This window comes from Nocardia sp. NPDC088792 (genome assembly GCF_044750615.1).
In the GTDB taxonomy this organism is placed as follows: domain Bacteria; phylum Actinomycetota; class Actinomycetes; order Mycobacteriales; family Mycobacteriaceae; genus Nocardia.
The window spans coordinates 1,535,984-1,559,495 of sequence record NZ_JBIVKC010000003.1; the positions used below are offsets into that span (position 1 = coordinate 1,535,984).

Here is a 23,512-nt window from a genome sequence, read left to right on the forward strand (position 1 = left end):
GATGGTCGCTGCGCGCGCAGGTGGCGAACTCTCTATCTGGTAAACCCGCTGACGACGTGTTGGAGACGGCTTTCTCGAAGAACGCGCTCGACGCGGCTGCCGATATGGACGGAAACTCCCATGAAGTCGATGCATATAAGCGCTGGCCGTCATGGGTACCCCTGTGTGGGTAGACGATCGGTATAAGCGCCGCCAGATCCAGAGGTGCACAGACGATTCGGTTGAATGTCAATCTGTTTCAGGACTGAAGTTGCTGGACGACCCAGTTTGCAGTGTCGGGGCTCGATCGCAGGCTGGAGTGCCCGACCGGTGTGGCGCCGGGGAACAGGTCCTCATAGAAGTTCATGTTCACCCCTGGCTCGTCGAGCAGTGTGCAGACCGTCGCCGGTGTCGCGAGCTCGTCATTGCGGGTGGACAGCACTGAGTAGCGGACACCGGGCTGGGTGACCCGACCGTTGAAGACGGACTGGTAGACCGGCGAGGAAGGCATCATCTGAACGAGATTGGCCTTGTCTGGGGCGATAGCCGCGAGGACAGTGCCCAGGAAGGGCAGGGCGGCGACGACCTGAACCGGTGTGATGGGTGGGTTCTTGATGCCGTACGCGGCCAGGAAACCGGCACCGTCACAGCCCCGTGTTTCCGGCGTGAGTAGGACCGCATCGGCGACCGACGGGGCGCCACTGAGGACTTTGAGGAAATAATTGCTGACAAGCGTTCCGGCCGAATGCGCGACGATATCGACCTGATCGGCGCCAGTGGTCTGACGAACCTTCGTCACGAAATCCGCGACCTGCTGTGCGGCACTGGGAATGTCACCGGTCCAGCGGTTGCCGTTGATGATTCCACCCTGGAACAAGAACGCACAATAGCCGGCCCCGCGCAAGGTGCTCAGCATGGTGTCCCACTGGGTCGCGGTGTCGGCTGTGGTTCCGTCACCGCCCGGAAGCACCACGACCGGATGCGGGTGCGCGGTATCAGGAGCGCAGTCGATGGGCGGTTCGATCGTGCTACCAGCCGGAATAACTGCTGATCCGGAACCGGTTTCCGGCGCGGCCACCGCAGGCCCAACAGCCGTTATCGCCAGTACGCCCACCCCGATCAGCCCGGCTGTGAACTTCGCAGCGGTTTTCATCTCTCGAGCAACTCCCTCGGCATCATCTTTGTGATCCCCCGACCGCGTGCGAGTTCCGCACCAGCAAAGGACGATACAACGAGTGCAGAAAACCGGCGCCCGCAGGACCAGGCCGAGGCGCCACGAGTTGGCGTACGCGACAGCCCACTTCAGCCCGCGACACCACTCACGCCTACCTACCTTTCCGCGCGTAGGCCACCGCTCCAGCGGTGGGGCCAACCGTACGAAACTCGGCAGTTGCGGACGTTCGGCCGGCCTTGGATCGCCACGGCCGGTTGATCTTCCGCAGCGCCGTGCTGGCCGGTTCGGTCAGCGCGGTCCGCGGCAAAATAGTGCGTTCTGGCGGCTACTGCCAGGTTGAGTGTGGATCTTCACCCTCCGCCGACACCCACCCGGTTCCCTTCCAGGACAGGCAGATAGAGAGAGGGCTGAGACCTAACCGGTGCACTTGGTGACGAGGACGTGGGGTGTCATTCCGGGCGTGCCCGCAACACTTCCCGTCGCCGGTTGCGGCGTGAAGAGAACGGGATCCTTGATCTTGATGTTGGCGATCGCGTTCTGCTCGGCCTCCGCCGGTGTTGCACCGACACCGCCCGCAACGACCGATTCACCGTCGCCTCCCACGACGGAGCCACATCCGTCGGACCAGCTCACGATCACCTGACACGAGCCCCCACCGCATTGGCTGAGTGCGGCACTCTCGGCAGCCGATTGACTCGCAGAGTTCCAGGCCACACGCCGGATTCCCACGACCGCAACGGAAGTCCGGTGGTCTAAATCACGACGAGCTCGAGCTGCTCGAACTCGAGGAGGAAGACGACGAGGACGACGACTTCGAACTCGAGGAGGTCGACGAGGGTGAAGAGGACGATGTCGTACTCGACATCGAGGAGGACCAAGCGGTATCGGTGGCCAGGGTGAAATGGAAGGTTATGTTCAGGGCGCTGTCGACCTCGATCGCGCTGATGCCGGTGATGCCCAGCTCGCGAGTCCAGTCGACGACGAGATAGGTGGGGCCGCTGCCGTTTTCGGTGCCCAACAGCGCGTAGTAGACCTCGGAGTCGTATTCATAACGGCCCGCGGGAAGCCCCAAGGTGTTCTCCTTCGCGGCCAGATACAGGGCCACCACCGCGCCGGAGCCCGAGGCGACACCTGACTGGCGCAGAGTCTTCAACTGCGGCAAGCCGGTGGTCAACAGCGCACCTTGCCCTCCCACGGACTCCAGATACTGGAAGTAGAAGATGTCCGAGCTGCGCAGCGGCTCCTGTATGGGATTCTCTATCGGCTTTTCCGCCGTGGACTTCTCCGCGTAGCGGTTGATCGTCGAGCACAGGATGCGATTGTTCTTGGGTTCGGGTGTGTTCTCGTAGTAGCTGTGTTCTTTGGTGGTGCGATTCCACGAGGCCACGTACGGTCCGTCGGTGACCTTCTCGGTCTTCGGTTCGTTCGTGTACTCCTTCTGGAAAATCGCCAATTTGCCTTCGCGCGATTTGACGCTGGCTTCGTCCGGCTTCTTGCCGCGCAGCGCTGCCGCCTTCGCCATCAGGTCGGCGCGTCGACGCCCGGCCTTCACGCAGTCGTCGTACTCCGGCTCCAGCAAAGCCAGCCTCTTCGCGCGTACCTCGGACGGTGACGGCTCCGCGTCCATCGGCGGTGGCGGTGGCGCGTCGGAGGCCGTCTCCTCGGTGACTGTTGTTTGCTCGGTGGATTCTGCTGTCTTCTTGCTGGTTTCTTTCGGGGAGGTCATCGTCTCGTCCTGACTCGCGCGCACGCCGACACCGCGCCGGTGTTTCTCAGTCTGATCCGAATCCCTCTCGCGCCCAGCGATTCCCACAGACCTGGCATTCACCGTCAGTGACCGCGGAGTTTGTTTCGCCGGGCTTGTCACCCAACCTCGACACAACTGATTTGCACAGAACAATGTCTCGCATTCGGCAATTCAGGGCGTCCTGAGGGCCGAGATGATCTCGGCCCGTTGGCGTCCCAACAGGCGCGCTCGGCCGCCGTCGACCGCGCGGGATGCGGCATTACCGGCTGGTCGCGATCCGCGCCGCTACGATCTCGCAACATGGAGTTGCCGATCATCGGCGCGATGGCCGAACTCGAGATCGAGAACTACGCACTGCTGATCAACACCGACAGCGAGTTCAGCTTTCGCATCGAAACCGGATTCTGGGTGACCACCGGCGCCGATCAACCGTTCTTCACGCCAGCGGCCGGCGACTGGAGCGCTGGGATGCCACAGCGACTGCCCGGTGCCATCAGCGCGGCCCTGGTCGATGACGCCAAGACCCTCCGTATCGACTTCACCAGCGGAGAACAAATCTGCGTTCCGGCGGATCTGCACTACGAGGCGTGGACGCTCACTGGTCCCCGCGGATATCTCGTTGTCTCGATGCCCGGCGGCGAACTCGCTATCTGGTCAGCCCGCTGACGATGTGTGGGAGACGTGAGATCGACCTCGCCGGTTGATCTTCGAGCGTCTCTCGTGGCCGCTTCGATCCGCCAACTATGCGGCTAGTATAGTGCGTTTTCGGAGGCGTTCAGTCTCGGGTGACGAGGACCCATTCGTCCATCTCTGCGGCCTGCCGATACAACCGCGCGTAGTCGTTGAGGAGGTTCACGACGTGGTCGCGGTTGTGGGGGAGCTTGTAAACTTGCGCGGCTTCCATTGCCTGCACGTCGAACAGCGCCGGGGCATCGGCGAGCATGACCTCGATGTAATCGGCGACCGCCGCCGCGGTGTCCGGTCGGACGAGGCGGTACAGGACACCCTGGGTAGCAACCGCTTTACAGGGGTACGGTTCGGCACCGAACACAGCAATCTCGGCGAGCCCTTGCGGGTTCCTGTCGGCTCGTGCTCGACGATTGGGTGCCAGCATCCAGTAGACGGCGTCCCAGGAACGGGTCACGAGGGCTCGTTCGAGCAGGCCAGGGCGCTCGTCGGCCAGCCGTCGCGCGATCGGAGCGAGTTCGAGCCAGAGCGGGTCATCGTGGTAGGGAGTCAGTGCGAGGTCGGCAGTCGCTATCGTGTCGAAGAACTGCAGAGCCTCAGCGGTGCCCGGGTCATGCATCGCGCGCTCGATCAAGGGCTCGTATGGAAGTGCCTGGTAGCTGGCGTCGATAGCCATCCGGCGAGCCTAACGGTAGTGCTCGTCAGCCTTGCCGACATTCGCCATGGTGGCGTCTTCTACTCCCGCCACCATAGCGATCCGGGCCCGCGCGATCCGCGGCAGTAGCGGATATTCATCGGGTGGTTGAATACGCCCTGCTTGGTGACCTTCTCGCTCTCCACTCAGCCCGTTGGCAAAACCGTTCTCCGGACGCGTGCAGGGTTATAGATTGACGGCATTGGCCACAACTCTCAGGAGGCACGAGATGACCACTAGCCAATCCAGCCAGGGCAAGCCTGCCGACGACGCTAACGCCGAACCTGAGCCAACTCCCGACGCTCAACCCGCCGAGCCCAAAGTTCGCACTTCTGGATCGCAGATCGTTACCGGAGCAACAAACCCCAAGTACACCCAGTCTGGTTCCGACAACGCTTTCAGGTGAGTGCATAGTCGAGCGCTCATCGGCAATAGCGCGCGATGGGAAGCGCTGGCGGCCAACCAGTTTAGACGGCCGTCCAACGCGCGGGTCGCGGCATTTTAGGATGTCTATCGACAAAGAAATGTTGGTGGTGGTTTCGGTTTCTTGGGCGGGCAGGGGTGAGGTCAGCGGTTGCCGATGCTCGGCTCAAGGAGGGTTGCAACCTGTTGCGCACTGGCGCAGGTGGTCTCGTCGGAGTATCGGACCTGGACGATCATCACACTGATGGCGGTTCGTAGGGCGACGTCGCATCCGAGCATCGTGTGGGGGCCGACGTAGGCGTCGCGGCCGTTGATGGTGGTGACGGTAGGTGCCTCTCCGCCGGGCTGGCCGACGACCGATCGTGCGGATGCGAGATAGGCGTCGTAGGTTTGTATGGGAGCAAGGACGTTGGGGTGCTCAAGATACAGGGTGCCGAGCCCGCCTGCCGAGGAGATCTCACAACGCACCGTGTAATTAGCGACGGTCTGAACGGTCTTCTTCGTATTCGGATCGAACCCGGCGTTACGAATCGTGCTGTCCGTGATTTCTTTGCACGGGTCGAACGCTCCTGTCGGCTTGGGTGAGGAAGCTGAACATCCGCTCACCGCGCACAGCGCGAGTGCGGCAATGACAACACCGGACAGCGGCGCCCGCATACATCCCCCGTAAATCAGGTTCTCGCCCAACAATCTTGGACTGACCATAGTCGACCCGGCGCAACTGTACCCACCACGCAGATCCACGAACGCCGGCGGCGGCGAATGTTCCTGCCCCGCAGGCGCTCTGGCCGTCCGCCCGCCGCGCTGGCAGTTCGGCCAGCGCGGCATGCGGCATAGCGCGCTGACCTCAGGAAGACCCTGTTCTCGGCAGCGGCTCTGTTCCTCGGCTAGCGGTAGTCGGGCCAGGTCCACTCGGTGTCCGTCTTGGCGTGGGCCGCAACGGCGGAAACACGCTCTGCGAGAAGGTCATCGAATATGTCTGTCCACGAGCCGTTTCCGCTGATAATCACCGTATCGAGCGATTCGATCACCACGTAGACCTCGGTATCGCTTCGCTGCTTGACCTCCACGTTGAAGTCCCAACCACCTTGGAACTCCTCCGCTAACAGCTGCTCGACCGCAGTCTTCACAGACTGTGCTTCATGAAGATCGGCAAGGCCTTCAACCGTGGCGTAGAGATCGCAGTTCGCAGACACGTGATGGAACCTACCGTGTCGGTACGACACCTCGGCCGGTCGTCACCGCCACCTTCTGCGGAATGGCATACCAGTGAGGTCGATTCGGACAAGACCCCTCGCGCCTGTGACCAGTGGACAAGTGAGGGTTGGCGCGACGATCGGGTGTCCGATATTCGGCAATATGGGATGTCCGGACCGCCGTCGCCATGATCGGCCTGCACGGCAAATCTGGAACACGTTCCCCTGGAGGGGCATTCGTTTCCGGTAGTCCCACGACTGGCAACGTGGTGGCCCCTTCACGCTGGCAAGCGACAACCCGACACGCGTCGCGGTCGCTGATGCACTATCCGGTCGTAGCGCGCGAGCTTGGTCGGACATATTCATGCTGTAGCCAGGGCTTCAATACCACCATCACAACGTCGACAACGGTGGCACGCACCGAGGGACAAGCCGATGCCCGGCAACGGTTTTCGCCGCTCGCACCGATCAGCGACCCGGCCGCGTCGCGGCGATCGGGTCGCTGATCGGCCCTGGTGCGATCTATCGAGTGCCGGCGATCACCGGGTAATGGTCGGAGAGGTTGGTGTAGGTGTAGCTCTTGCCCCAGCTGGTGACGGTCCACGGGGCGGACTGTTCGACGAGGACCGTGTTCTTCCACTCGGACGGGCGGGCATGCCCCTTACGGTGCAGCACGTAGTCGAGGTCCTCCTGCGGATCGCTCGGATAGCGGTACGAAGCGATCGAATTCTTCTTCGTATCGAAGGAATACGGGTGACCGGTGCGCTGATCAGCGGCGTCGAGCCCCGCGTTCTCGAGCATCGACGCGTACTCCGGGCTGTGCGAGTCGACGTTCATATCGCCCGCCACGATCACCTCCTCGGAGGCCGGAATGTTCTTGGCACTCAGGAACGCCCCGATCTGACGAAACTGTTTGGCGCGATCCGACACCGCCTCACCGGCCCGACAGCGGGAGTCGGTCGACTGCGCATGCGTGCCGACGAAGTGCACGGTGGCGCCACCGACGTTCAGCACCACATAGGCGAATCCCTTGTTGGCCAGCCAATCCGCGCCGCAGCCGTTCTCGAACAGGATCTGTTCCTTGCGCACGATCGGCCATTTGCTCAGTACGGTGACGCCGCCATCCTCCGCGGTGAAGTTGGAGTACTTGCCACTGGTGGCATCCCAGCCGCTCTTACTGCGCCCGACAACCGGCGTCTGATGCGGGTACTGCCCCGCCGCATCAGCTTTCAGCGCCTCCGACACATCGTTGTCCAGGGCCTCTTGCAGCACGACGATATCGTTGCCCTGAAAGAAGTCCGCGGCCACGATGGCCTTCGCTCGGTGCTCCTGCCCCCAGTTCGGGAACAGACTCGTGCTCATCAGAAAAGTGTTGTAAGTCAACACTTTCAGCTCCGGTGCGGCCGGTGCGGCGATAGCTTGCGCCGAGTGTGGCAGGACCAGGCCGAGCGCCGCGGTAGCGGCGACGACGAGGGTTCGAGCGGACTTGCATCCGACAAGCGGCATCCGGTTCTCCTACTTCGATCCACACGACACCCGCCCGGATCTCGGACGGGTCAGCGGGAATAGAAATCGGCCCGATCGACCTACAGATGACCGCCAGATGATTGCCCCGTTTCCGGGCGATGACTCTTGTCCGAATTATCCCATATGTCCGTATCCAGGCTCAGTGGCCAACAGTCAGGCGATCAAGGCCAGGACGCGGCGCACTGCAACTACGGTGTATACATGGCGGAACGGAAGCCGAAGCTATTCGTTCTGGAGCACGACCATTATTATCCGGTCGATCGAATCGTCGATTTCGCCGAGGATGCGGGGTTCGACTGCGATGTCGTGCGCCCCAGAACGCTGGGTGATCTCCCTACCAGCCTCGAGGGATATGTCGGCCTGATGGTTCCCGGTAGTGTGGCCGATCCGAATGCACAGCAGATGGCCTACTTTCCCGGCCTCATCGAGCTGACCCGGCAAGCGTTGACGTCGACATCCGATCCCGCGAACGAAAAGATCTTCTACGGCGAGTGCTCCGGAATGCAGATTGCCGTCGAGGCTGCCGGAGGCCGGCTACTCCCCGACCTTGCCTGGGCGCGAGAAGTCGGCCCATGCTCGGTGGTTCCGACAACGGCAGCAAGGAGGCGTTTGTCGTACATGTACACCGAAGACGGCCTGGTCGGCTTTCAATTCCACCGACTCTTACCGCAGCTGCCCGATGCACAGAATCAAAAGAAAGAGTTCCCGCACCTCGAAATCATTGCGCACGGTTCGCCGGAACGCCTCCAGGCAGGCCAATCGATACCGGCCATAATCGCGTCGCGCGATTATAGCCATGGCTTCCCCCGCATATATTGCACACAATTCCACGGATGCCTGGATTACCGAGCCATGACCACGTTGCTGAGCAACGCGGGCCTGCCCATCCCTGAGCGACAGCTCGAACAAGCCATGACAGACGGCACCCACATGCTGAAAGGCTATCTACGAAAGGCCCATGAATATATCACGGGCCGGTAATCACATAACTTGCCAAGAAGCCTTGGGCGGGTCGTTATCGATTCTGTTGTCCTGCATCGGGATCGAGTGGAATACGGTTGCGCAGCACGGCGGCGGATTCGGATAGTGCGCTCATGCTGATGAGGTCGTCGTGGCGGTCGTTGTCCAGCCTGTCGCGCAGTGCCAATAGCCTGGCGTCCGAGGAGAATCGGCCGCAGGACAGGAAACCTACAGTCGGCCTATGACGTTCGTGTCGGCCTGGCGTCCTCGTCCACAGCGTTCCTCGCATGGGCGGGGCGTCACGGCGGCAATCCTTGCCACGGTCGTCTCCCTGCTCGTGGCCGGGTTGGCCCACGCCGCACCGGATACCGGTTCCGCCCTGAACTCGGGCTCGATGTACGTCCGGGCCGGTTGATCCCGGTGACCGTGTGTGGTGTCTCCCCGACCGCGGAGGCGATCGCGCACGGGGACTTCACCGGCGATGGCCAGGTGGATCTCGTGGTCACCGACGAATGCGGTTTCGGCATCCAGTTCTTGCACGGCCGCGGCGATGGCACCTTCGATCCGCCGCGCTACCTCTTCACCGGGATAGCGCCCGACGCGGTCACCGCCGCAGACTTCGACGGTGACGGCAATCTCGACGTCGCCGTCGCCTCCGGGTTCGCCGTGGTGGTGAACGTGCTCTACGGCGACGGGCATGGTGGTATCCCCAAGCAGCGCTCGAAAGACCCTGGCCGTACTCGGCGGTACAGCGCTGGTGGGAGGCGCCGTCGTAGTCCTGGCGAGTATGTCCAGCGCCGATGAGCCGGGATCGGCCTCTCCTTCCCTGCCCACAATCACGTCTACTGCGACACCCACCACCACGTCTACTGCTTCCGCCGAGCCGGAACGTTTCACCGACGACTCAGCACCGCAAACGACCTCGACAGCAACTCCTCAGTTCACTACCTCGAACACCGCCCAGCCGAGCGACCGCTGAACCGCAGCTGACCCATCGGCACCGCCGTAGGCGCCGGAGCTATCGGCGGGGTCGTCGGCACCGTCATGTTGGCGTGCCGGCAACGAGTATCAGCGGCACCCAGCGTCGCATTGCGGGACAACCGATTCCGTCGAAGGATTTCGGAAAACGCCGGCGCGCCTCGGCCTGGAACATACGATTCCGAAGCAGGAACCTGTTCCAGATCAACGGAGGGCAGCAATGGGCCGATTCGAACGCGCGGAACTGGAAGAGGCGCTGGCGAACTACAACACGGTCGTCGAAAAGTGTTCCGAGACAGGCGAATGGTCCCCCTTCGCCGACCTGTTCACCGAGGACGTCGAGTACATCGAGCACGCCTACGGCACCTTCCACGGCCGCGAGGAGGTCCGTGCCTGGATCCTCGATGTCATGGCGCCGTTCCCTCATATGCGATTCGAACACCGCTGGACCGCCTTCGACGACGACCACGACGCCGTCGTTATCTGCATCAGCAACGTCCTCGATCACCCCACCGACCCCGGAATCCATTTCGGCTTCCCCAATATCACCCGACTCGTCTACGCCGGCAGCGGTTTGTTCTCCTCCGAGGAGGACGTCTACAACCCGGCCCGCGACGCCCCTCGCGTGGTCGGCGAATGGCTACAAGCCGGCGGAACCCTGCGCACCGCGCCGAAACGCGAAATGAAACACGTCGTCACGAACCTGCCCAATGACCAACCTGCCGGACCAGCTGCGTGAACTGGCCCGACAGGGTACTGCGGCCTCGTCAGCCGAGTTGGGCTTGGAAGATGGCGCGGTTGAAGTATGCGCGTGCTTCTGCGATGAGGCCGTCCTCATCGAGGTCGTAGACGTTGATTCCGGACCAGTTCACAGGTGTGCCTGTCGTGGTGACGGCTGCGCCGCTCCAGGACACAGCGACGGAGTTTCCGACGACGTGTGCCTCTCGGGGCGTGAGGCCGAGGAAGGGGCTGAAGCTCGGCAGCACCGAGGCGATGAAGGCGTGGATGGCGGTGCGGCCGACGATCGGAGGTTGCCCGACCGGATCATGGAAGATGCCCTCGGAGGCAAAGGCATCCGCCCAGGCCTGGGCGTCGCCGGTTTGGGAGGCGGTGAAGAACTGGGTCACGGCAGCGGGCATCGCGGGCATGGTCATCGAAGGTCTCCTGATATTGAGGGTTGGTGACGGGAGTTCGGGAAAGGGGTTGGCGCTCACGGTGTTACGGCGCGACGGCGTCGGTCGTATCGGTGAGCGAAGGGCAGGACCGTGAGGCCGGCGAGTGCGAGGGCGGCCTGTAGTACGCACACGCCGAGCCATCCATAGCCGCTGTAGCAGGCCGCCGCGAGTGCCGCGCAGGTCGCGCCACCGAGGAAGACCGCGACCATGTAGACGGTGTTGGCGCGGCTGCGGGCGTCGGGTAGATAGGCGAAATTCCGTGCCTGGTTGGCGATTTGGCTCCATTGCACCGCGATGTTGGCCGCGATGATCGCCACGATCATGAACGCGAGTGCGGTCCGGCCGAGCGCGTACATCCCGGCCGAAGCCAGCATCAGCACCAGCGCGGTGGCGATAATGGGCAGTGCGCCACGGCGATCGATGAACCGCCCGGCCCATGGCGCGGCGATCGCGCCCGCCAGCCCGAGTACACCGAATGCCCCTGCGGTCGCGGTGCCGAGATGGTACGGCTCGTGGGTCATGACCAGCACCAGCGAGGTCCAGGTGGCGTTATAGGCGCCGAACAGGCTCGCATGCAGCAGGCACGATTGGCGCAGCGCCGGCTCCTCGATCAGCAACCGCGGTAGCGACGCCAGCAGTCGCCCATATCCGATGTCGTTGGCGCGGACGGGTTCTCGCGGTATCAGGGCCACGGTCAGCAGTCCCGACGCCGCGGTCAGCACGGCAGCGAGGATATAGACAGCGCGCCACCCGAACAGCTCACCCACCGCACCGCCGATCACGCGCGAGCCGATGATGCCGGTCATCAACCCGATCTGCACCCCCGCCACGACCGAGGCGCGCCGCTGCGGCGGGGCCAGCTCGGCGGCCAAGGGCACCAGCACCTGCGGGACCACGGTGCACCCGCCCACCAACGCCGCGGCCGCCGCCAGCAGCGACAGGCCAGGGGCGAGCGCGGCCAGCAGCAGTGCGATCACCGTCGCGGCCAGCAGCACCGTCAGTAGCGGACGGCGTCGGCGCACATCGCCGAGTGGCACCAGGAACAGGATCCCGGCCGCGTACCCGAACTGTGCGCACGTCACCACGAGCCCGGCTGCCGAGGGCGCGACGCCGAGGCTGTGGGCGAACAGGGTCAGCAGCGGCTGGGCCAGGTACACGTTCGCCACGGTCACGCCGCTGCAGATAGCCATCAGCGCGAACAGCAGCGGCCGCGCCGAACGTCCGGCGTCGGCCGGGGATTGGGATATCTGTGGGGTTTCGGTCGTGTTCATCACCATCTCCAAGAGCGATCGAACTAGTTAGTTCGGATGCTAGGAGGCGGGACGTCAGGCTGTCAAACGAACTGGTTCGTTACAATTGCGGGCGTGGCATACGACTCAACGGCAACCAAGGAACGCATTCTCAGCGCGGCGTCGAGCGAATTCGCCGCCTACGGCGTCGCCGGCGCCCGGGTAGACCGCATCGCCGCCAATGCCAAGGCCAACAAGCGGGCCATCTACGACTACTTCGGCGACAAGAACGCCCTGTTCGCCGCCGTGTTGCAACGGCTGATGGCCGACCTGGCCGAAGCGGTCCCACCCGATGCGGATGCCGACCTCGGGAGTTACTCCGCCACGCTGTACGACTACCACCGCACGCACCCTGAAGCCCTGCGGCTGCTGCTCTGGGAAGCCCTCGAGTTCGGTGCCGACCAGGTCCCCGACGAGGACGCCCGCACCCAGCACTACCTCGACAAACTCCGTGCGACCGAAACCACCGCGACCGGCACCGACGACCCACGAGCGCTGCTGTTCTTCACGATGGGCCTGGTGGGCTGGAGCTTGGCCATGCCACAACTGCGGCGCATGGTCCTCGGACCGGATTACACCCTCGACCAGCTCCGCACCGCGGTGTCCTCGGCAGTCCGAACCTTGTCCGGCACCCCGTCAGGTCCGCAGGTATGAGGCGCCGTTGAGGTCCAGCACGGCTCCCGAGGCCCACGCGGCCTCGGCCGAGGCCAGGTAGAGCACGGCGGCGGCAACCTCCTCGGGCGTCCCGACGCGACCGAAGGGGCTCTGCGCACGCACTGCCGCACCATCGGCGCCCGCCAGCTTGTCCGCCTGCCGCTCGGTACCGACGAATCCCGGCGCCACGGACGCCACGGTGATTCCATGCGGAGCCAATGCCACCGCCATCGACTGCCCGAAGGCGTGCAGTGCGGCTTTGCTCGCGCCGTACGCCGGAAAATCCGGCTCGCCCTTGAAGGCACCGCGCGAACCGATGTTGACGATGCTGCCGGTTGCGCCGCGGTCGATGAGGTGGCGGGCCACAGCGTAGGTCAGATTCACCGCACCGAGCAGGTTGACGTCGAGCATCTGATGCCAGATCTGTTGCCACTGCGCATATTCCACCTCTGCTACTGCATGCCGAGTCCCGGCCGATGGTGCGACGGCGGCATTGTTGACCAGGACGTCGACGCCGCCGAGCTCGCGTACCGTCGCGTCGACCACCTGCTGCACCGCATCCGGATCGCCCAGGTCACCCGACACCACGACATGCCCGTCCCCCGCCAGCATTCGTTGCGTGCGTGCCGCCCCCTCCGCATCGCTGCCGTAGTGCACCGCGACCCGGTCACCACTCTCGGCGAAGCGCATCGCCACGGCCCGCCCGATCCCGCGCGAGGCGCCGGTCACCAGCACTCGTCTCATCGCGCGAACACCTGCGTTTCGTCGCTGAATGCCTTGAACTCCAACGCATTACCGGCGGGGTCCAGGAAGAACATCGTCCACTGCTCGGCCGGCTGGTCCGGGAACCGCAAGTAGGGCTCGATCACGAATTGCGTTCCCGCCGTGCGTAAACGCTCAGCCAGCACGTGAAACTGCCGGGGCGCCAGCAGCAGACCGAAGTGCGGTATCGGCACGTTGTGTCCGTCCACCTCGCTGGTCCCGACCGCGGTGGCTCCCCCACGCACGACGTGTGTCACCAACTGATGACCGTGCAGATTCCAGTCGATCCAATGATCGGTGGAACGTCCTTGCTCGAGCCCGAGGACCTCGCCGTAGAACTGCCGGGCAGCGGCGAGGTCGTCGACCGGAATGGCCAGGTGTACGGAAGGGCGGGCAGGCATGATCGGCACTCCTTCACTTCAGCTGTGCCCCCACCTTGCCGCCGCCGATGTCGGAATGTCAACATTCATACATGACTGCATCGCTCCCCAAGGTGGCCCGCCGCGGACTGGCCAACGACGCCGCCGACGCCATCCGCGCGGCGATCTTCGCCGGCGAGTTCGCCGCCGGCGCGCCGCTGCGCGAGGTCGAACTCGCGGCCGCGCTGGGCATCAGCCGAGGTTCGGTGCGCGAAGGCTTGGCACTTCTGGAACGCGAGGGCCTCGTCCGTGGCGGCTGGCATCGCGGCAGCAACGTCATCGAGATCACCGCCCACGACGTCGAGGAGGTATACGCGCTCCGCGGTGCGCTGGATCGGCTGGCGGCGCTCAGCGCCCAAGCGCTAATCAGCCCCGAACAGCTGACGCAACTGGACGAACTCGTCACGGCAATGGCTGACGAACTCGCCGGCGAGGCCTTCGGACCACGATTGCTCGCCCTGGACATCGAATTCCACGACCACATCTACGAAGCCGCCGCCAACCAACGACTCCGCCAGGCCTGGCAAGCCGTGCGCTCGCAGGTATACCTGTTCCAAATGCGCCGCGTCACAACCGGATACGAGCACTACCGCGAGCGGGTCGTCGACGAACACCGCGAACTGATCGCACTGCTACGCTCCGCCGATCGCGAGTCGCTGGCCCGCTGCGCCGAGCAACACGTAGACACCGCCCGCCGCAATCTCCTCGCCCACCTGAGTATGTGACACCCCGAGAGCCGACGCCTAGTTGTTAGATTCCTTGGGCAGCAACGATTCCCGAGAATTTCGGGTCCGGGAAGGGCGTCGGCGGCGTGGTCAGTTACAGAGCGGCGGAAGACGTTGTCCGGGCAGATAGACGTGAAGATCCGTAGCGATCGTGGCTCGGGTAATGGTGCAGATGCGTTGTTCGGCACGGCCGGGGTCGAGGTCCCAGAGACGCAGGATGCCCTGGTCGGCTGTGCCGATCAGGTAGTTGGTCTTGGGGTGGAAGGTGATATTCCAGTTCGCAGTACCGGATGGGGCGAGTGACTCGCCATAGGGCGTGGGATGGGTCCGGTCGGAGAGGTCCCACAGCTGAACGGTGGAGTCGCTCCCGCCGGCAGCGAGGTATTTGTTGTCGGCACTGATGCCGACCGAGGAGACGGCGCCTCTGGTGGCCGGGAGCACGCTGGGCTGCGAAATCCGGGCGGGGTCGCTGATGTCCCAGAGCGCTACCGTGCCGGAATCTACTCCCGCGACGGCAGTGCGATGATCGGCGCTGACTGCGAGCCCATACAGTCCCGAAGCCCGGGTGGCGGGGACGCTGCCCAGCAGTGCGGGCGATCCATCGCGGGAGGAATCCCACACGTCGAGCTTGCTGGTGAGCACGACTGCAACCTTGCCGTCGAGGCTGGCCACGGCTTGGATCCCGGTTTCGCCCAGCCGCGGTGAGGTAATGACAACCGGTGCGCTGAGCGGTCCGGGGTGATCGGGGCCTGTGTAGCTCCACACCCTCTGGACACAGATCAGCACGGCCGGTTGATCTTTCGCTGTCAACGCTGGCCGGTTCGGTCAGCGCGATCAGCGGCTACCAATAGCGGACACTCCACCCCAGGGGTCCTATGACACTGTGACCTTCACGTCAAAAACGTGAGCTGGATTGAAGTCCAGGCTGCCGTCGGGCAGCTCGACTACCTTCACGTACTCCGCGATCCTATAGATCGTCACCTTCTCCCCGACCTCGCTTGCGGAGACCTCGTAAGTAAACGTCTCATTCTCGCCATGGCCGTCACGCCGCTCGTTGATGACTTCCACGACCACTGTTCCCGCAGCCGACGCCACGAACGTCACATGCGCGACCGGTGTCTCATCACTCAGCTCGACGCCACGAAACCGGTAGGTCACCTCGCCGGTGCGCGACTCCTCACTGGACCGCCGATCAGCTTGAAGGAAAAGCCCCGTCGCGCCGATCAGTTCTACTTCAGTCAGGCTCATCCGAACTCCCCTTGATCGAGATCTCATTTGCCACCGAATAGCCTATCCGAGCACCAACGATCCTGTGCAGCAACGGCTTACATGCAGGGAGACGCACGGAACCTGCACCGCTTACAAGGCTGTTCGGGCGAGGCCACGCCGCGGGCCGCCCGATTACACCCATCATGCCGATTTCCGTGGAATCAATGAGCGGTTCGGCGATCGTCACGCCGACCAGTTCGGCATCATCGTCGCCCTGGGCGGCGAGCGTGCCTCCATAGGCGCGGCACGAGCCTCGCGGGGAGTGTGGAAAATGTGGTGCCAGAGCATTTCTCCGCTTGACCAGATCCATTTGGAACCAGCTGCGGCCCCAGTTCATCTCGGAGTCTTCGTGGGTACGGGTTCAGCGGAATCCATTGGGACGCATAGCAATTTTGCCGTTATCTCGGACGCTGCCCGAACAGGCTGCTATGGTCAACTGATTCTTCTCTACTCGCCCCGAGGTTGGAAACTGTCATGCCCAATCGTGGCGATCTAGGCAGCCCGGGCGCTATGAGCCATGAGCATGCCTCCGACGAGCTGATCCGAGACCTGGTTGACCGGTTCAAACCCCAGTTGGTCGAAGAGATGGAGGTCAGTTCTGATGCGACCGTTTGGGTAAGGTCGTATCGGACGCAGGTCGTGGCCGGCCATAATTACTTCGTCAGGTGCAAGGTCGAGACCGGGACCGATCAGCCACCCCGATGGATCGACGCGCGAATTTATCGGGACTTCACTGGCATCACCACTTTTCAAGCAGTGCGAGACGTCTCAGAGTCGGATCCGATCGAATATTTCGAGTAGCGCAGGGATAGCGACTCCGCTGGTACCACACCTGATGCTGGCAGTCCCAGGCGGTGGTGACGAGTGCGCAGCGACTGTTGGCTGAAATCCTCTGTTGTTATTGATGTTTGTATGCATTTTGTGCCCTGTACTGGATGCTCGGTGAACCCGCAAACGGGGACGTTTCCTACTCCTCCGAAGCCGGCCGACGTATGGGCGGAACTACGCGAACAATGGAGCGTCACGTCGGTTTTCCGCCGGTGCCAGACGGTGCTTGCACACCATCCTGGGAGAGAAGGTCTTTCGAGACAAGGCATCCGGAGAGGAATCGGTGTGGCGGATATTGCAGTGGTGACGGGCTCGACTCGTGGTATCGGGTTCGAGACGGCGCTGGGACTGGGCTTGTCGGGATATACGGTCCTGGTAACTGGCCGCTCCGAGGAAGCCGCCATCGCAGCGGCGCAGCAACTGCGCGAGCGGGGTGTCGACGCGCACGGCCACGCGCTCGATGTCACCTCGTTCGAATCGGTGCAGCGCCTCGCCGACACCATCACACGCGACCACGGGCGACTGGATGTGCTGGTGAACAATGCCGGCATCGCCGCCGAATGGGATGCGCCCAGTCCCAGTCGATACGCGCATCCGGAGTCGGTGCGCCGGACGCTGGAGACCAACGTGATCGGGGTGTTCCACACGGTGGAGGCCTTGCTGCCGTTGCTTCGACGCAGTGACTCGGGCCGGATCGTGAACGTGTCGTCGTTCATGGGATCGCTGACCCTGCAGGCGCAAGCCGATCCGGCCGATATGGTGGTGCCCGCCTACCAAGCCTCCAAGGCGGCACTCAACAGCCTGACCATCACGTTGTCGAAGGTGCTCGCGGACACGAACATCACCGTGTTCTCCGTTGATCCGGGATTCGTGCAAACCGACTTCTCACCCATCAACCGTGCGCAGGCACCACTCACCGCCGCACAAGGCGCCGAGCCCGTGATCGAAGCCGCGATGCTGAAGGTCGACGCCCTCTCCGGCTCGTTCATCGGCCGAGACGGCGTGGTGCCCTGGTAACGGCCACCGTGACACCAGGAAGATCAAACACTCAGAGATCATCCCGGCTCGACGAACGCACTACTGTGCGCAGTTCTGATCAGATCGTGCGGCTCGACCGGCTGACACCGGCGGTCGGTGCCCGTCATGACGAGGCGAACATGGCCGGCATCGACCGCTGAGTGTCAGCCGAGTGGTCGTTGACGCCGCTGATCCAGGCGATGTATCGCTAGGCCTAACGGTGTACCGAGCCATGGCATCGGCCGGGATCTCCGGCCAACAGGCGCGCCATGAACAGGGCGGAAGTATCGGCTGGTTCGGACGAGCCGTATTGTTATCGCTGCCGAAGTTGCGTCACTAGATCACCCCCCGATCGAAGGAGATGCTCGAATGGCAATCAACCGAATGCTCTTGGCCGGCGCCTGTGCGCTGGGAGCAGTCGTCGCCCCGATAGCGGCATCGAGCCCGGCCTCAGCAGACCCCGGTACCTGCACGGGCGGCACGCTCGACATCAATACCAGCCCGATCGGCATGGCAGCCGCGCCGGCCAACGGCACCGTGTCCGGCAATATCGGTGGCTGCCAGGTCAATGTGAACTTCACCGCGGACAACGCGAACTGCTTCGACGTTCGCGCACTAGTCAATGGCACCGTCGGCTGGCCCGGCGGCGACACCAGCGATGTCTCGGGCATGTTCCACGTGCCCGGCGGCACCACCGGCGCACCCGAAGTCAATCGACTCAACATCACCGGCGGCGCGGGCGCGGGCCGGACGCTGGTGGTCGATCAGCAGGCCATCGCAACCCCGGGCGGCCTCGTCGGCCCGTGTGTCGCCGACGCGGCTCGCTCAATCCAATTGCCCGTCAACAGCATCACCATCAGCTGAGCCGAATCGTCACGCGATAGGCACCTCCGCCGGCCCCGGCCGGCGGGGGCGCCCGTAAAGCCGCGGGTGTCCTCATCTTTCGTCGCACTCGCACCCCAAGGAGTTCCCGCATGAAGATCATCGGTTTGGAGGAGCACTACGCCTCCGCCGCGATCGAGGCGGAGAACGCGAACGAACTTCCACGTGACCATCAGCGGTTTCTGGGACTACGCCCTCTTCGCCGCCGCCATGCACACCATCGGCGCAGACCGCATCGCGCTCTCCGTCGACTACCCCTACAGCGACAACCTCGAAGCCATGGCCTTCTTCGACAGCCTGCCGATCAGCCGCGACGACCGCGAAAAATCGGCCACCTCAACGCCGAGGAGCTGCTCAAGTTACCTGCGCCACAAGGTAATTCGGACCAAGCAGCGTCGCCTACGTAGTACTGGACAACGTTTGGCCTGTCCGAGGCTACGACGCTGTGATTCCGGGCTTCCGGAGACCGCGAGACACCGCCGCTCCGACCTGAATCACCCGGGTCAACTCGGTGTTGAACGCCTCGGGCGCTTCGATATTCACCGTGTGCCCGGTCGGCAGCATCGTGAAACGGTCCAGCGTCCCCGCCTTGTCGAGCGCTGCGGTGATCTCCTCGGAATGCACTCGCGGCAACAACCTGTCGAACTCGCCGGCGATCACGCTCGTCGGCACGCTGAGATTCGCAGCGGCGTCACCGAGATCCAACCGGACCAGAACCCGAGCCGTGGCCGCACGCACCCTGGGTGAGCACGAACGGACGATGGACAGAACGAAATCGACCTGGTCGGCGCTGGCGTTCCGGCTCATGACACACGACTTGAAGAGCCGGTGCATCGCGGCCGTACCCGGTATCGGCACCGGTGCCCCGAATATCGCCTCAGCCTCCAGTACCCGGCCCGGGAACCTCGTGTCGAGAATCGGAAGGATCGTGGACCGCGTCGGAATCTTGCGCGCGGCGGTGGCCGCGAGCAGCACCGCTGAGGCACGCTCGGCGACCTGCTCGCGATAGCGCAGCGCCCAGGCCTGGATGGTGATGCCACCCATGCTGTGGCCCACCAGCACCGCTCACCGTCCGGGCGCCAGCACCGCGTCAAGTACGTCGGCCAGGTCATCGGCGAGCTGCTCCGGCCCGAACGCGCGGTACCGCGCTCGCTTTCGCCGTGTCCACGCTGGTCGTAGGCGACCACGCGGTACTCCCCCGCGAACGCGTTGATCTGCGGGTTCCAGTATTCGATGCAGCACGACCAGCCGTGGATCAGCACAACTACATCCCCGGTGGCGGGACCCCAGGCGTGTACTCGCAACCGAGCCCCGTCAGCGGTGGTGACAGGAATTATCTCGGGAAACGGAACGGGATTCAGGCCGGTGGTGGCATAGTTCCGCGACCGTAGCGCGGCACGGCGAGCGAAAGCAGAACCGTTTGATATTGGAAAACCGACGGGCATATGCACTCCTTCGGACAACTTCCCACAATCAACGCTACATGCCACCAAAGCGGGTGGCGCACATCTTCACGAAATGCCGTCGCAAATGTCATTTTTCTTGCTCATCGAGTCCTCTTTGCTGCGATGCGACCGCCGATGAGTTACACCGCAGATGACCGTGAAAACCGAAGTGGCCCAGGCCGGTACGAACCTCGAAAACCGAACTATCTGCCAATTCACACACATGAATTGTGGACTGTACTCATCTGCGCGAGAGAAAATAGCAAAGTGGAGATCCGTCAGCTGCGTCGTTTCGTGGCCCTTGCAGAGGAGGGCGGATTCGCGCGTGCCGCCGCGCGTGAATACATCGTGCAATCGGGGCTCTCCTCCACGATTCGCGCTCTGGAGAAGGACGTCGGTGCGGAATTGTATCGCCGTGGCTCACACCCGGTTCGATTGACGGCGGAAGGTGAGGCGCTCTTGCCTATTGCGCGACGCATACTCGATGCGACAACGGCCGCCTACGACGCGATCCACGCGGTTCGCGGACTCCTTGCCGGCTCGCTGCGGGTCGGCACGTACTTCAGTACCCAGCACCTGGTGCCCTTGACTGAATGGATCGCCGAATTCGGTTCCGAGCATCCGGATTTGAGCATCCGTGTACAGCGGCTGCCGAGTCGGCAGATGGTACAGATGGTCGCCGACGGCGACCTCGATTGCGCCGTCGTCACGCCGCTCTCCGGCTACCCCGACCACCTGGAGCTGCTGGCGCTGGCCTCCGAACCGATGGTGCTGATCTGCCCCCCACAGCATCGACTGTTCACGACGACCGAAATCACGCTGGACCAGCTCGACGGGGAACGCTTCGTGGAGACCCAACCCACATGGGCGACCCGCGTCTACACCGATCGGATGTTCGCAGCCGCCAGTCTGACTCGCATCGTCATGTGCGAGGTCAGCGATTGGCCGATGGTCGTCGAGCTGGTCGCCGCCGGGCTCGGAATCGCCTTTGTGCCACGGGGATTGGTCGACCCTGTCTACAACCCGCCGCTGGTGCACGCGATTACGGTCACCGGCCTGGATTTCCACCGGCGTCTCGACCTGGCCCTGTTACCGCGCGGCCAGGCCAGCCCGGCCGCTTGCCGCTTCGCCGACCATATCGCACAGAGACTGCGTCCGATTCCATTGACCGAACCGAAGCAGGCTATGTAACGGCCGCCCACGATTCCCGACCTGTGACCCGACTGCCACCACCGGATATCCGGACCTCAGCGGCGTCGGAGTTCCTGAAGGGTGGCGTCGAGTTCGTCGATCGCCCAGGTCAATTCGTCCTCCTCGATGACCAGTGGCGGTGAGAGGCGGATGGTCGACCCATGTGTGTCCTTGGCGAGAATGCCGCGCTGCGCCAGACGTTCGCAGACCTGCCGTCCGGTGGCGAGCGCGGGGTCGATATCGATGCCTGCCCACAGCCCGACCGTCCTGGTCCGGAGAACGCCACGGCCGTGTAGTGCTTCGAGGCGTTCGGCCAGCACCCGTCCGAGGCTGGCGGCGCGCTGCTGGTAGTGGCCGTCTGCGAGGAGGGTGACCACCGCGCTGCCGACCGCGCAGGCGAGCGGATTGCCGCCGAAGGTCGAGCCGTGCTGGCCGGGACGCAGAGTCTCCAGCACCTCCCTGCGGCCGGTCACGGCCGAGGCCGGGACGATGCCGCCGCCGAGGGCCTTGCCGAGAATGACCAGGTCGGCCGCCACCCCGACGCGCTCGGCCGCCAGAGTGGTTCCGGTGCGGCCGAGTCCGGACTGGATCTCATCCAGGACGAGCAGCACATTGCGTTCCGAGCACAGCTCACGGACCCGCGGGAGATAGTCATCGGGCGGGATGATCACCCCGGCCTCGCCCTGCACCGGCTCGAGGAGCACGGCCGCGGTATCGGCGGTCAGCGCGCGACCGAGAGCGTCGGCATCGCCATACGGCACGCGGACGAAACCCGGTGTGTAGGGCCCGAATCCATTGCGTGCGTCCGGGTCGTCGGAGAAGCCGATGATGGTGGTGGTCCGGCCGTGGAAGTTGCCCGCGGCCACGATGATCTCAGCGCGGCCGTCGGGCACGCCCTTGTTCTCGTAGGCCCATTTGCGGGCCAGTTTGATCGCGGTCTCGACGGCCTCGGCGCCGGTGTTCATCGGAATCATCATGTCGGTGCCCGTCAGCGCCGTCAGACCTTCGGCGAAGCCACCGAGCAGATTGTGGTCGAAGGCCCGGCTGACAAGGGTCATCCGCCGGAGTTGATCCTGTGCTGCCGCAACGAGATCGGGATGACCGTGCCCGAAATTCATGGCCGAGTACGCGCTGAGCATATCGAGGTAGCGACGACCCGACGTGTCGGTGATCCACACCCCTTGTGCGTGCTCGGCGACCACGGGAAGCGGATTGTAGTTGTGTGCGACGTATCGGTCGGTCAGTGACGCGGTGGTCGTGGTCATGAGTGGACCTCCAGGGTGCAGCATTTCACGCTTCCACCGGCCTTCAGCAGTTCCGACAATTCGATTCCGACCGGGTTGTAACCACGTTCGCGCAGCGCGGCGTGCAGTGCGGTCGCGGCAGCGGTCAGGAAGACGTTGAGGCCGTCGCAGAAGGCGTTGAGGCCGAACACGGTGGCATCGGCGTCCGTGGCCAGGATCGCGTCCGGGAACAGCTGTCGCAGCAGGGCATTGCTCGTGGCGCTGAACGCCGGCGGGTAGTAGGCCACCGTCGCCGAATCGAGCACGGCCAGTGCGGTGTCGAGATGGTAGAACCGCGGGTCCACCAGCTCCAGGGAGATGACCGGTAGGCCGAAGAACTGCCGGACCTCGTGATGAGAATCGACGGAGGTCCGAAACCCCGTGCCCGCCAGCATCAGATTGCCGACCCGCAGGAAGTCGCCCTCGCCCTCGTTCGTGTCGGCGGCTTCGATGACCGGGCCAGGGCAGGTGCTGCGGAACCAGCTCGCGTAGGCGGCGGTCTCCCCGCGGCGTTCAGCGTGGGTGAATCGGGCGGCAATCGCCTTGTCGCCAAACATGATTCCCGCGTTCGCCGCGAACACCATGTCCGGCAAACCCGGCACCGCGGCGACAGTGTCAACGGTGTGCCCGAAGTCGAGGTAGGTCTCCCGCAACCGTTCCCACTGATCGATGGCCCGACCGCGGTCGACAGGCTCGGCGGGGTCCATCCACGGATTGATCGAATAGCTGACCTCGAAAAAATCCGGTCGGCACATCACGAGCCGGCGGGGGGACGCGCTGCGCTCGCGCCGATCGGACGCATGGCCCACCGGCAGGGTCATCGAAGACATCGCTCTCCTCATGATCTGTGCTGCTTTCACGTGTCGAGCCCACGATATGTTTCAAGATATGAACGCCGACAGAGCGATTTGTTGCGCAGATGCCCCTGATTTCGGTGATTCATTAATCAGTGGCGTTCGTTCTCGAACCCCCGCAATACAATTCGCCATTCAGTCACATCGGCCGTCCGGGCTCCAGCAGGTCACACGGAGCCGGGGCCGTCGAGTCCGGTGCTTGATCGGCCAGGACCAGAAAACTCAGACACACGCAGCGCAGCCACTGTGGAGAGTTGGAAACCCAAGGTGTGGCGAGCATTTCACCGCCCGCGAATGCCCAGATGGCAATCCGGTTGGAGTCGACAGCGGAGTCGTCTCGAATTTGCCTCGCAA

The 23,512-nt window shown here is 63.8% G+C and carries 27 protein-coding genes and 1 pseudogene; 10 read left to right on the forward strand and 18 right to left on the reverse strand.

All coding sequences use genetic code 11. From position 1 onward, the window contains the following. Window positions 1-238 precede the first annotated feature (238 nt). From ACIP5Y_RS25185 to ACIP5Y_RS25195, 3 genes are all read right to left on the reverse strand, one after another. Window positions 239-1,093: an esterase/lipase family protein gene (locus ACIP5Y_RS25185; protein ID WP_400353304.1), complete on the reverse strand. Its 855-nt coding sequence runs from the start codon at window positions 1,091-1,093 to the stop codon at window positions 239-241. Window positions 1,094-1,567: 474 nt separating this feature from the next. Next, a complete protein-coding gene (locus tag ACIP5Y_RS25190) occupies window positions 1,568-1,882 on the reverse strand; it encodes a DUF4189 domain-containing protein (protein WP_400353306.1) in 315 nt (104 codons plus the stop codon). Between the two features lie 28 nt (window positions 1,883-1,910). Next, window positions 1,911-3,020 carry a hypothetical protein gene (locus ACIP5Y_RS25195; RefSeq protein ID WP_400353307.1) on the reverse strand — a complete coding sequence of 370 codons (1,110 nt, stop codon included), beginning with the start codon at window positions 3,018-3,020 and terminating at the stop codon, window positions 1,911-1,913. Between the two features lie 204 nt (window positions 3,021-3,224). Here ACIP5Y_RS25195 and ACIP5Y_RS25200 point away from each other — a divergent pair, with 204 nt between their 5' ends. After that, window positions 3,225-3,566: a DUF6188 family protein gene (locus ACIP5Y_RS25200; protein WP_400353309.1), complete on the forward strand. Its 342-nt coding sequence runs from the start codon at window positions 3,225-3,227 to the stop codon at window positions 3,564-3,566. 109 nt (window positions 3,567-3,675) lie between these two features. On the opposite strand, the gene ACIP5Y_RS25205 is transcribed toward ACIP5Y_RS25200, so the two are convergent. From ACIP5Y_RS25205 to sph, 4 genes are all read right to left on the reverse strand, one after another. After that, window positions 3,676-4,263 (reverse strand): hypothetical protein, encoded by a 588-nt coding sequence (locus ACIP5Y_RS25205; protein ID WP_400353310.1) that lies wholly within the window; start codon window positions 4,261-4,263, stop codon window positions 3,676-3,678. Window positions 4,264-4,848: 585 nt separating this feature from the next. After that, on the reverse strand, window positions 4,849-5,361 hold the full coding sequence (locus tag ACIP5Y_RS25210; protein WP_400353312.1) for a DUF3558 family protein: 513 nt from the start codon (window positions 5,359-5,361) through the stop codon (window positions 4,849-4,851). Between the two features lie 230 nt (window positions 5,362-5,591). After that, on the reverse strand, window positions 5,592-5,900 hold the full coding sequence (locus ACIP5Y_RS25215; protein WP_400353314.1) for a hypothetical protein: 309 nt from the start codon (window positions 5,898-5,900) through the stop codon (window positions 5,592-5,594). A 522-nt stretch (window positions 5,901-6,422) separates the two neighbouring features. Beyond that, window positions 6,423-7,406, reverse strand: a complete 984-nt coding sequence (gene sph, locus ACIP5Y_RS25220; RefSeq protein ID WP_400353316.1) for a sphingomyelin phosphodiesterase — start codon at window positions 7,404-7,406, stop codon at window positions 6,423-6,425. A gap of 222 nt (window positions 7,407-7,628) precedes the next feature. On the opposite strand from sph, the gene ACIP5Y_RS25225 reads away from it, so the two are divergent. From ACIP5Y_RS25225 to ACIP5Y_RS25240, 4 genes are all read left to right on the forward strand, one after another. Further along, window positions 7,629-8,408, forward strand: a complete 780-nt coding sequence (locus ACIP5Y_RS25225; RefSeq protein WP_400353317.1) for a hypothetical protein — start codon at window positions 7,629-7,631, stop codon at window positions 8,406-8,408. A gap of 220 nt (window positions 8,409-8,628) precedes the next feature. Then, complete coding sequence (locus ACIP5Y_RS25230; RefSeq protein ID WP_400353319.1) at window positions 8,629-8,802, forward strand: hypothetical protein; 174 nt, start codon at window positions 8,629-8,631, stop codon at window positions 8,800-8,802. A 5-nt stretch (window positions 8,803-8,807) separates the two neighbouring features. After that, window positions 8,808-9,191, forward strand: coding sequence for an FG-GAP repeat domain-containing protein (locus ACIP5Y_RS25235; protein WP_400353320.1), 384 nt, complete (start codon window positions 8,808-8,810; stop codon window positions 9,189-9,191). Between the two features lie 394 nt (window positions 9,192-9,585). After that, a complete protein-coding gene (locus ACIP5Y_RS25240; protein WP_400353322.1) occupies window positions 9,586-10,104 on the forward strand; it encodes a nuclear transport factor 2 family protein in 519 nt (172 codons plus the stop codon). Between the two features lie 28 nt (window positions 10,105-10,132). Here the strand turns inward: ACIP5Y_RS25240 and ACIP5Y_RS25245 are convergent, their stop codons facing one another. Further along, a complete protein-coding gene (locus tag ACIP5Y_RS25245; RefSeq protein WP_400353324.1) occupies window positions 10,133-10,519 on the reverse strand; it encodes a nuclear transport factor 2 family protein in 387 nt (128 codons plus the stop codon). Window positions 10,520-10,575: 56 nt separating this feature from the next. Beyond that, window positions 10,576-11,811 (reverse strand): MFS transporter, encoded by a 1,236-nt coding sequence (locus ACIP5Y_RS25250; RefSeq protein ID WP_400353326.1) that lies wholly within the window; start codon window positions 11,809-11,811, stop codon window positions 10,576-10,578. Between the two features lie 93 nt (window positions 11,812-11,904). On the opposite strand from ACIP5Y_RS25250, the gene ACIP5Y_RS25255 reads away from it, so the two are divergent. Continuing rightward, window positions 11,905-12,483 carry a TetR family transcriptional regulator gene (locus ACIP5Y_RS25255; protein WP_400353328.1) on the forward strand — a complete coding sequence of 193 codons (579 nt, stop codon included), beginning with the start codon at window positions 11,905-11,907 and terminating at the stop codon, window positions 12,481-12,483. Here the strand turns inward: ACIP5Y_RS25255 and ACIP5Y_RS25260 are convergent. Then, window positions 12,466-13,227, reverse strand: a complete 762-nt coding sequence (locus tag ACIP5Y_RS25260) for an SDR family NAD(P)-dependent oxidoreductase (RefSeq protein ID WP_400353330.1) — start codon at window positions 13,225-13,227, stop codon at window positions 12,466-12,468. The two genes, ACIP5Y_RS25255 and ACIP5Y_RS25260, sit on opposite strands and share 18 nt — an antisense overlap. Beyond that, window positions 13,224-13,646, reverse strand: a complete 423-nt coding sequence (locus tag ACIP5Y_RS25265) for a VOC family protein (RefSeq protein WP_400353331.1) — start codon at window positions 13,644-13,646, stop codon at window positions 13,224-13,226. Before ACIP5Y_RS25265 ends, ACIP5Y_RS25260 begins: the two co-directional genes overlap by 4 nt. A 71-nt stretch (window positions 13,647-13,717) precedes the next feature. On the opposite strand from ACIP5Y_RS25265, the gene ACIP5Y_RS25270 reads away from it, so the two are divergent. Continuing rightward, window positions 13,718-14,389 (forward strand): GntR family transcriptional regulator, encoded by a 672-nt coding sequence (locus ACIP5Y_RS25270; RefSeq protein ID WP_400353333.1) that lies wholly within the window; start codon window positions 13,718-13,720, stop codon window positions 14,387-14,389. Between the two features lie 90 nt (window positions 14,390-14,479). Here the strand turns inward: ACIP5Y_RS25270 and ACIP5Y_RS25275 are convergent, their stop codons facing one another. The 3 genes from ACIP5Y_RS25275 to ACIP5Y_RS25285 all read right to left on the reverse strand — a co-directional run bounded on the left by ACIP5Y_RS25275 (window position 14,480) and on the right by ACIP5Y_RS25285 (window position 15,968). Next, window positions 14,480-15,061: a WD40 repeat domain-containing protein gene (locus ACIP5Y_RS25275; RefSeq protein ID WP_400353335.1), complete on the reverse strand. Its 582-nt coding sequence runs from the start codon at window positions 15,059-15,061 to the stop codon at window positions 14,480-14,482. A 201-nt stretch (window positions 15,062-15,262) separates the two neighbouring features. Next, on the reverse strand, window positions 15,263-15,637 hold the full coding sequence (locus ACIP5Y_RS25280) for a hypothetical protein (protein WP_400353336.1): 375 nt from the start codon (window positions 15,635-15,637) through the stop codon (window positions 15,263-15,265). Further along, entirely contained in the window at window positions 15,624-15,968 is a 345-nt protein-coding gene (locus tag ACIP5Y_RS25285; RefSeq protein ID WP_400353338.1) for a hypothetical protein, read from the reverse strand. Before ACIP5Y_RS25285 ends, ACIP5Y_RS25280 begins: the two co-directional genes overlap by 14 nt. An 803-nt stretch (window positions 15,969-16,771) precedes the next feature. Between ACIP5Y_RS25285 and ACIP5Y_RS25290 the strand changes: the two genes are divergently transcribed. Both ACIP5Y_RS25290 and ACIP5Y_RS25295 read left to right on the forward strand, forming a co-directional pair. Then, window positions 16,772-17,503 (forward strand): SDR family NAD(P)-dependent oxidoreductase, encoded by a 732-nt coding sequence (locus ACIP5Y_RS25290; RefSeq protein ID WP_400353340.1) that lies wholly within the window; start codon window positions 16,772-16,774, stop codon window positions 17,501-17,503. 369 nt (window positions 17,504-17,872) lie between these two features. Beyond that, the gene (locus ACIP5Y_RS25295; RefSeq protein WP_400353342.1) at window positions 17,873-18,367 is read left to right on the forward strand and encodes a hypothetical protein; all 495 of its coding nucleotides are present in this window, start codon (window positions 17,873-17,875) and stop codon (window positions 18,365-18,367) included. Window positions 18,368-18,820: 453 nt separating this feature from the next. Here the strand turns inward: ACIP5Y_RS25295 and ACIP5Y_RS25300 are convergent, their stop codons facing one another. Together ACIP5Y_RS25300 and ACIP5Y_RS25305 are read right to left on the reverse strand one after the other, a co-directional pair. After that, a complete protein-coding gene (locus tag ACIP5Y_RS25300; protein ID WP_400353344.1) occupies window positions 18,821-19,429 on the reverse strand; it encodes an alpha/beta hydrolase in 609 nt (202 codons plus the stop codon). Between the two features lie 149 nt (window positions 19,430-19,578). After that, a pseudogene (locus tag ACIP5Y_RS25305) lies at window positions 19,579-19,830 on the reverse strand (alpha/beta fold hydrolase); the annotation flags it as partial. A 135-nt stretch (window positions 19,831-19,965) separates the two neighbouring features. On the opposite strand from ACIP5Y_RS25305, the gene ACIP5Y_RS25310 reads away from it, so the two are divergent. Next, the gene (locus ACIP5Y_RS25310) at window positions 19,966-21,021 is read left to right on the forward strand and encodes a LysR family transcriptional regulator (protein WP_400353346.1); all 1,056 of its coding nucleotides are present in this window, start codon (window positions 19,966-19,968) and stop codon (window positions 21,019-21,021) included. A gap of 56 nt (window positions 21,022-21,077) precedes the next feature. On the opposite strand, the gene rocD is transcribed toward ACIP5Y_RS25310, so the two are convergent. Then, a complete protein-coding gene (gene rocD, locus ACIP5Y_RS25315) occupies window positions 21,078-22,286 on the reverse strand; it encodes an ornithine--oxo-acid transaminase (RefSeq protein WP_400353348.1) in 1,209 nt (402 codons plus the stop codon). Beyond that, window positions 22,283-23,134 (reverse strand): dimethylargininase, encoded by an 852-nt coding sequence (gene ddaH / locus ACIP5Y_RS25320; protein ID WP_400353350.1) that lies wholly within the window; start codon window positions 23,132-23,134, stop codon window positions 22,283-22,285. Before ddaH ends, rocD begins: the two co-directional genes overlap by 4 nt. Window positions 23,135-23,512: the final 378 nt, after the last annotated feature.

Excerpts from the sequence above, each read along its gene's own strand:
- ACIP5Y_RS25310 (WP_400353346.1), top strand. The coding sequence starts at position 19,966 with ATGAGTTACACCGCAGATGACCGTGAAAACCGAAGTGGCCCAGGCCGG.
- ACIP5Y_RS25265 (WP_400353331.1), bottom strand. The coding sequence starts at position 13,646 with ATGCCTGCCCGCCCTTCCGTACACCTGGCCATTCCGGTCGACGACCTC.
- sph (WP_400353316.1), bottom strand. The coding sequence starts at position 7,406 with ATGCCGCTTGTCGGATGCAAGTCCGCTCGAACCCTCGTCGTCGCCGCT.
- ACIP5Y_RS25200 (WP_400353309.1), top strand. The coding sequence starts at position 3,225 with ATGGCCGAACTCGAGATCGAGAACTACGCACTGCTGATCAACACCGAC.
- ACIP5Y_RS25245 (WP_400353324.1), bottom strand. The coding sequence starts at position 10,519 with ATGACCATGCCCGCGATGCCCGCTGCCGTGACCCAGTTCTTCACCGCC.
- ddaH (WP_400353350.1), bottom strand. The coding sequence starts at position 23,134 with ATGTCTTCGATGACCCTGCCGGTGGGCCATGCGTCCGATCGGCGCGAG.
- ACIP5Y_RS25300 (WP_400353344.1), bottom strand. The coding sequence starts at position 19,429 with ATGGGTGGCATCACCATCCAGGCCTGGGCGCTGCGCTATCGCGAGCAG.
- ACIP5Y_RS25230 (WP_400353319.1), top strand. The coding sequence starts at position 8,629 with ATGACGTTCGTGTCGGCCTGGCGTCCTCGTCCACAGCGTTCCTCGCAT.
- ACIP5Y_RS25285 (WP_400353338.1), bottom strand. The coding sequence starts at position 15,968 with ATGGATCTGGTCAAGCGGAGAAATGCTCTGGCACCACATTTTCCACAC.
- rocD (WP_400353348.1), bottom strand. The coding sequence starts at position 22,286 with ATGACCACGACCACCGCGTCACTGACCGACCGATACGTCGCACACAAC.
- ACIP5Y_RS25225 (WP_400353317.1), top strand. The coding sequence starts at position 7,629 with ATGGCGGAACGGAAGCCGAAGCTATTCGTTCTGGAGCACGACCATTAT.
- ACIP5Y_RS25295 (WP_400353342.1), top strand. The coding sequence starts at position 17,873 with ATGGCAATCAACCGAATGCTCTTGGCCGGCGCCTGTGCGCTGGGAGCA.
- ACIP5Y_RS25210 (WP_400353312.1), bottom strand. The coding sequence starts at position 5,361 with ATGCGGGCGCCGCTGTCCGGTGTTGTCATTGCCGCACTCGCGCTGTGC.
- ACIP5Y_RS25250 (WP_400353326.1), bottom strand. The coding sequence starts at position 11,811 with ATGAACACGACCGAAACCCCACAGATATCCCAATCCCCGGCCGACGCC.
- ACIP5Y_RS25280 (WP_400353336.1), bottom strand. The coding sequence starts at position 15,637 with ATGAGCCTGACTGAAGTAGAACTGATCGGCGCGACGGGGCTTTTCCTT.
- ACIP5Y_RS25260 (WP_400353330.1), bottom strand. The coding sequence starts at position 13,227 with ATGAGACGAGTGCTGGTGACCGGCGCCTCGCGCGGGATCGGGCGGGCC.
- ACIP5Y_RS25270 (WP_400353333.1), top strand. The coding sequence starts at position 13,718 with ATGACTGCATCGCTCCCCAAGGTGGCCCGCCGCGGACTGGCCAACGAC.
- ACIP5Y_RS25240 (WP_400353322.1), top strand. The coding sequence starts at position 9,586 with ATGGGCCGATTCGAACGCGCGGAACTGGAAGAGGCGCTGGCGAACTAC.
- ACIP5Y_RS25205 (WP_400353310.1), bottom strand. The coding sequence starts at position 4,263 with ATGGCTATCGACGCCAGCTACCAGGCACTTCCATACGAGCCCTTGATC.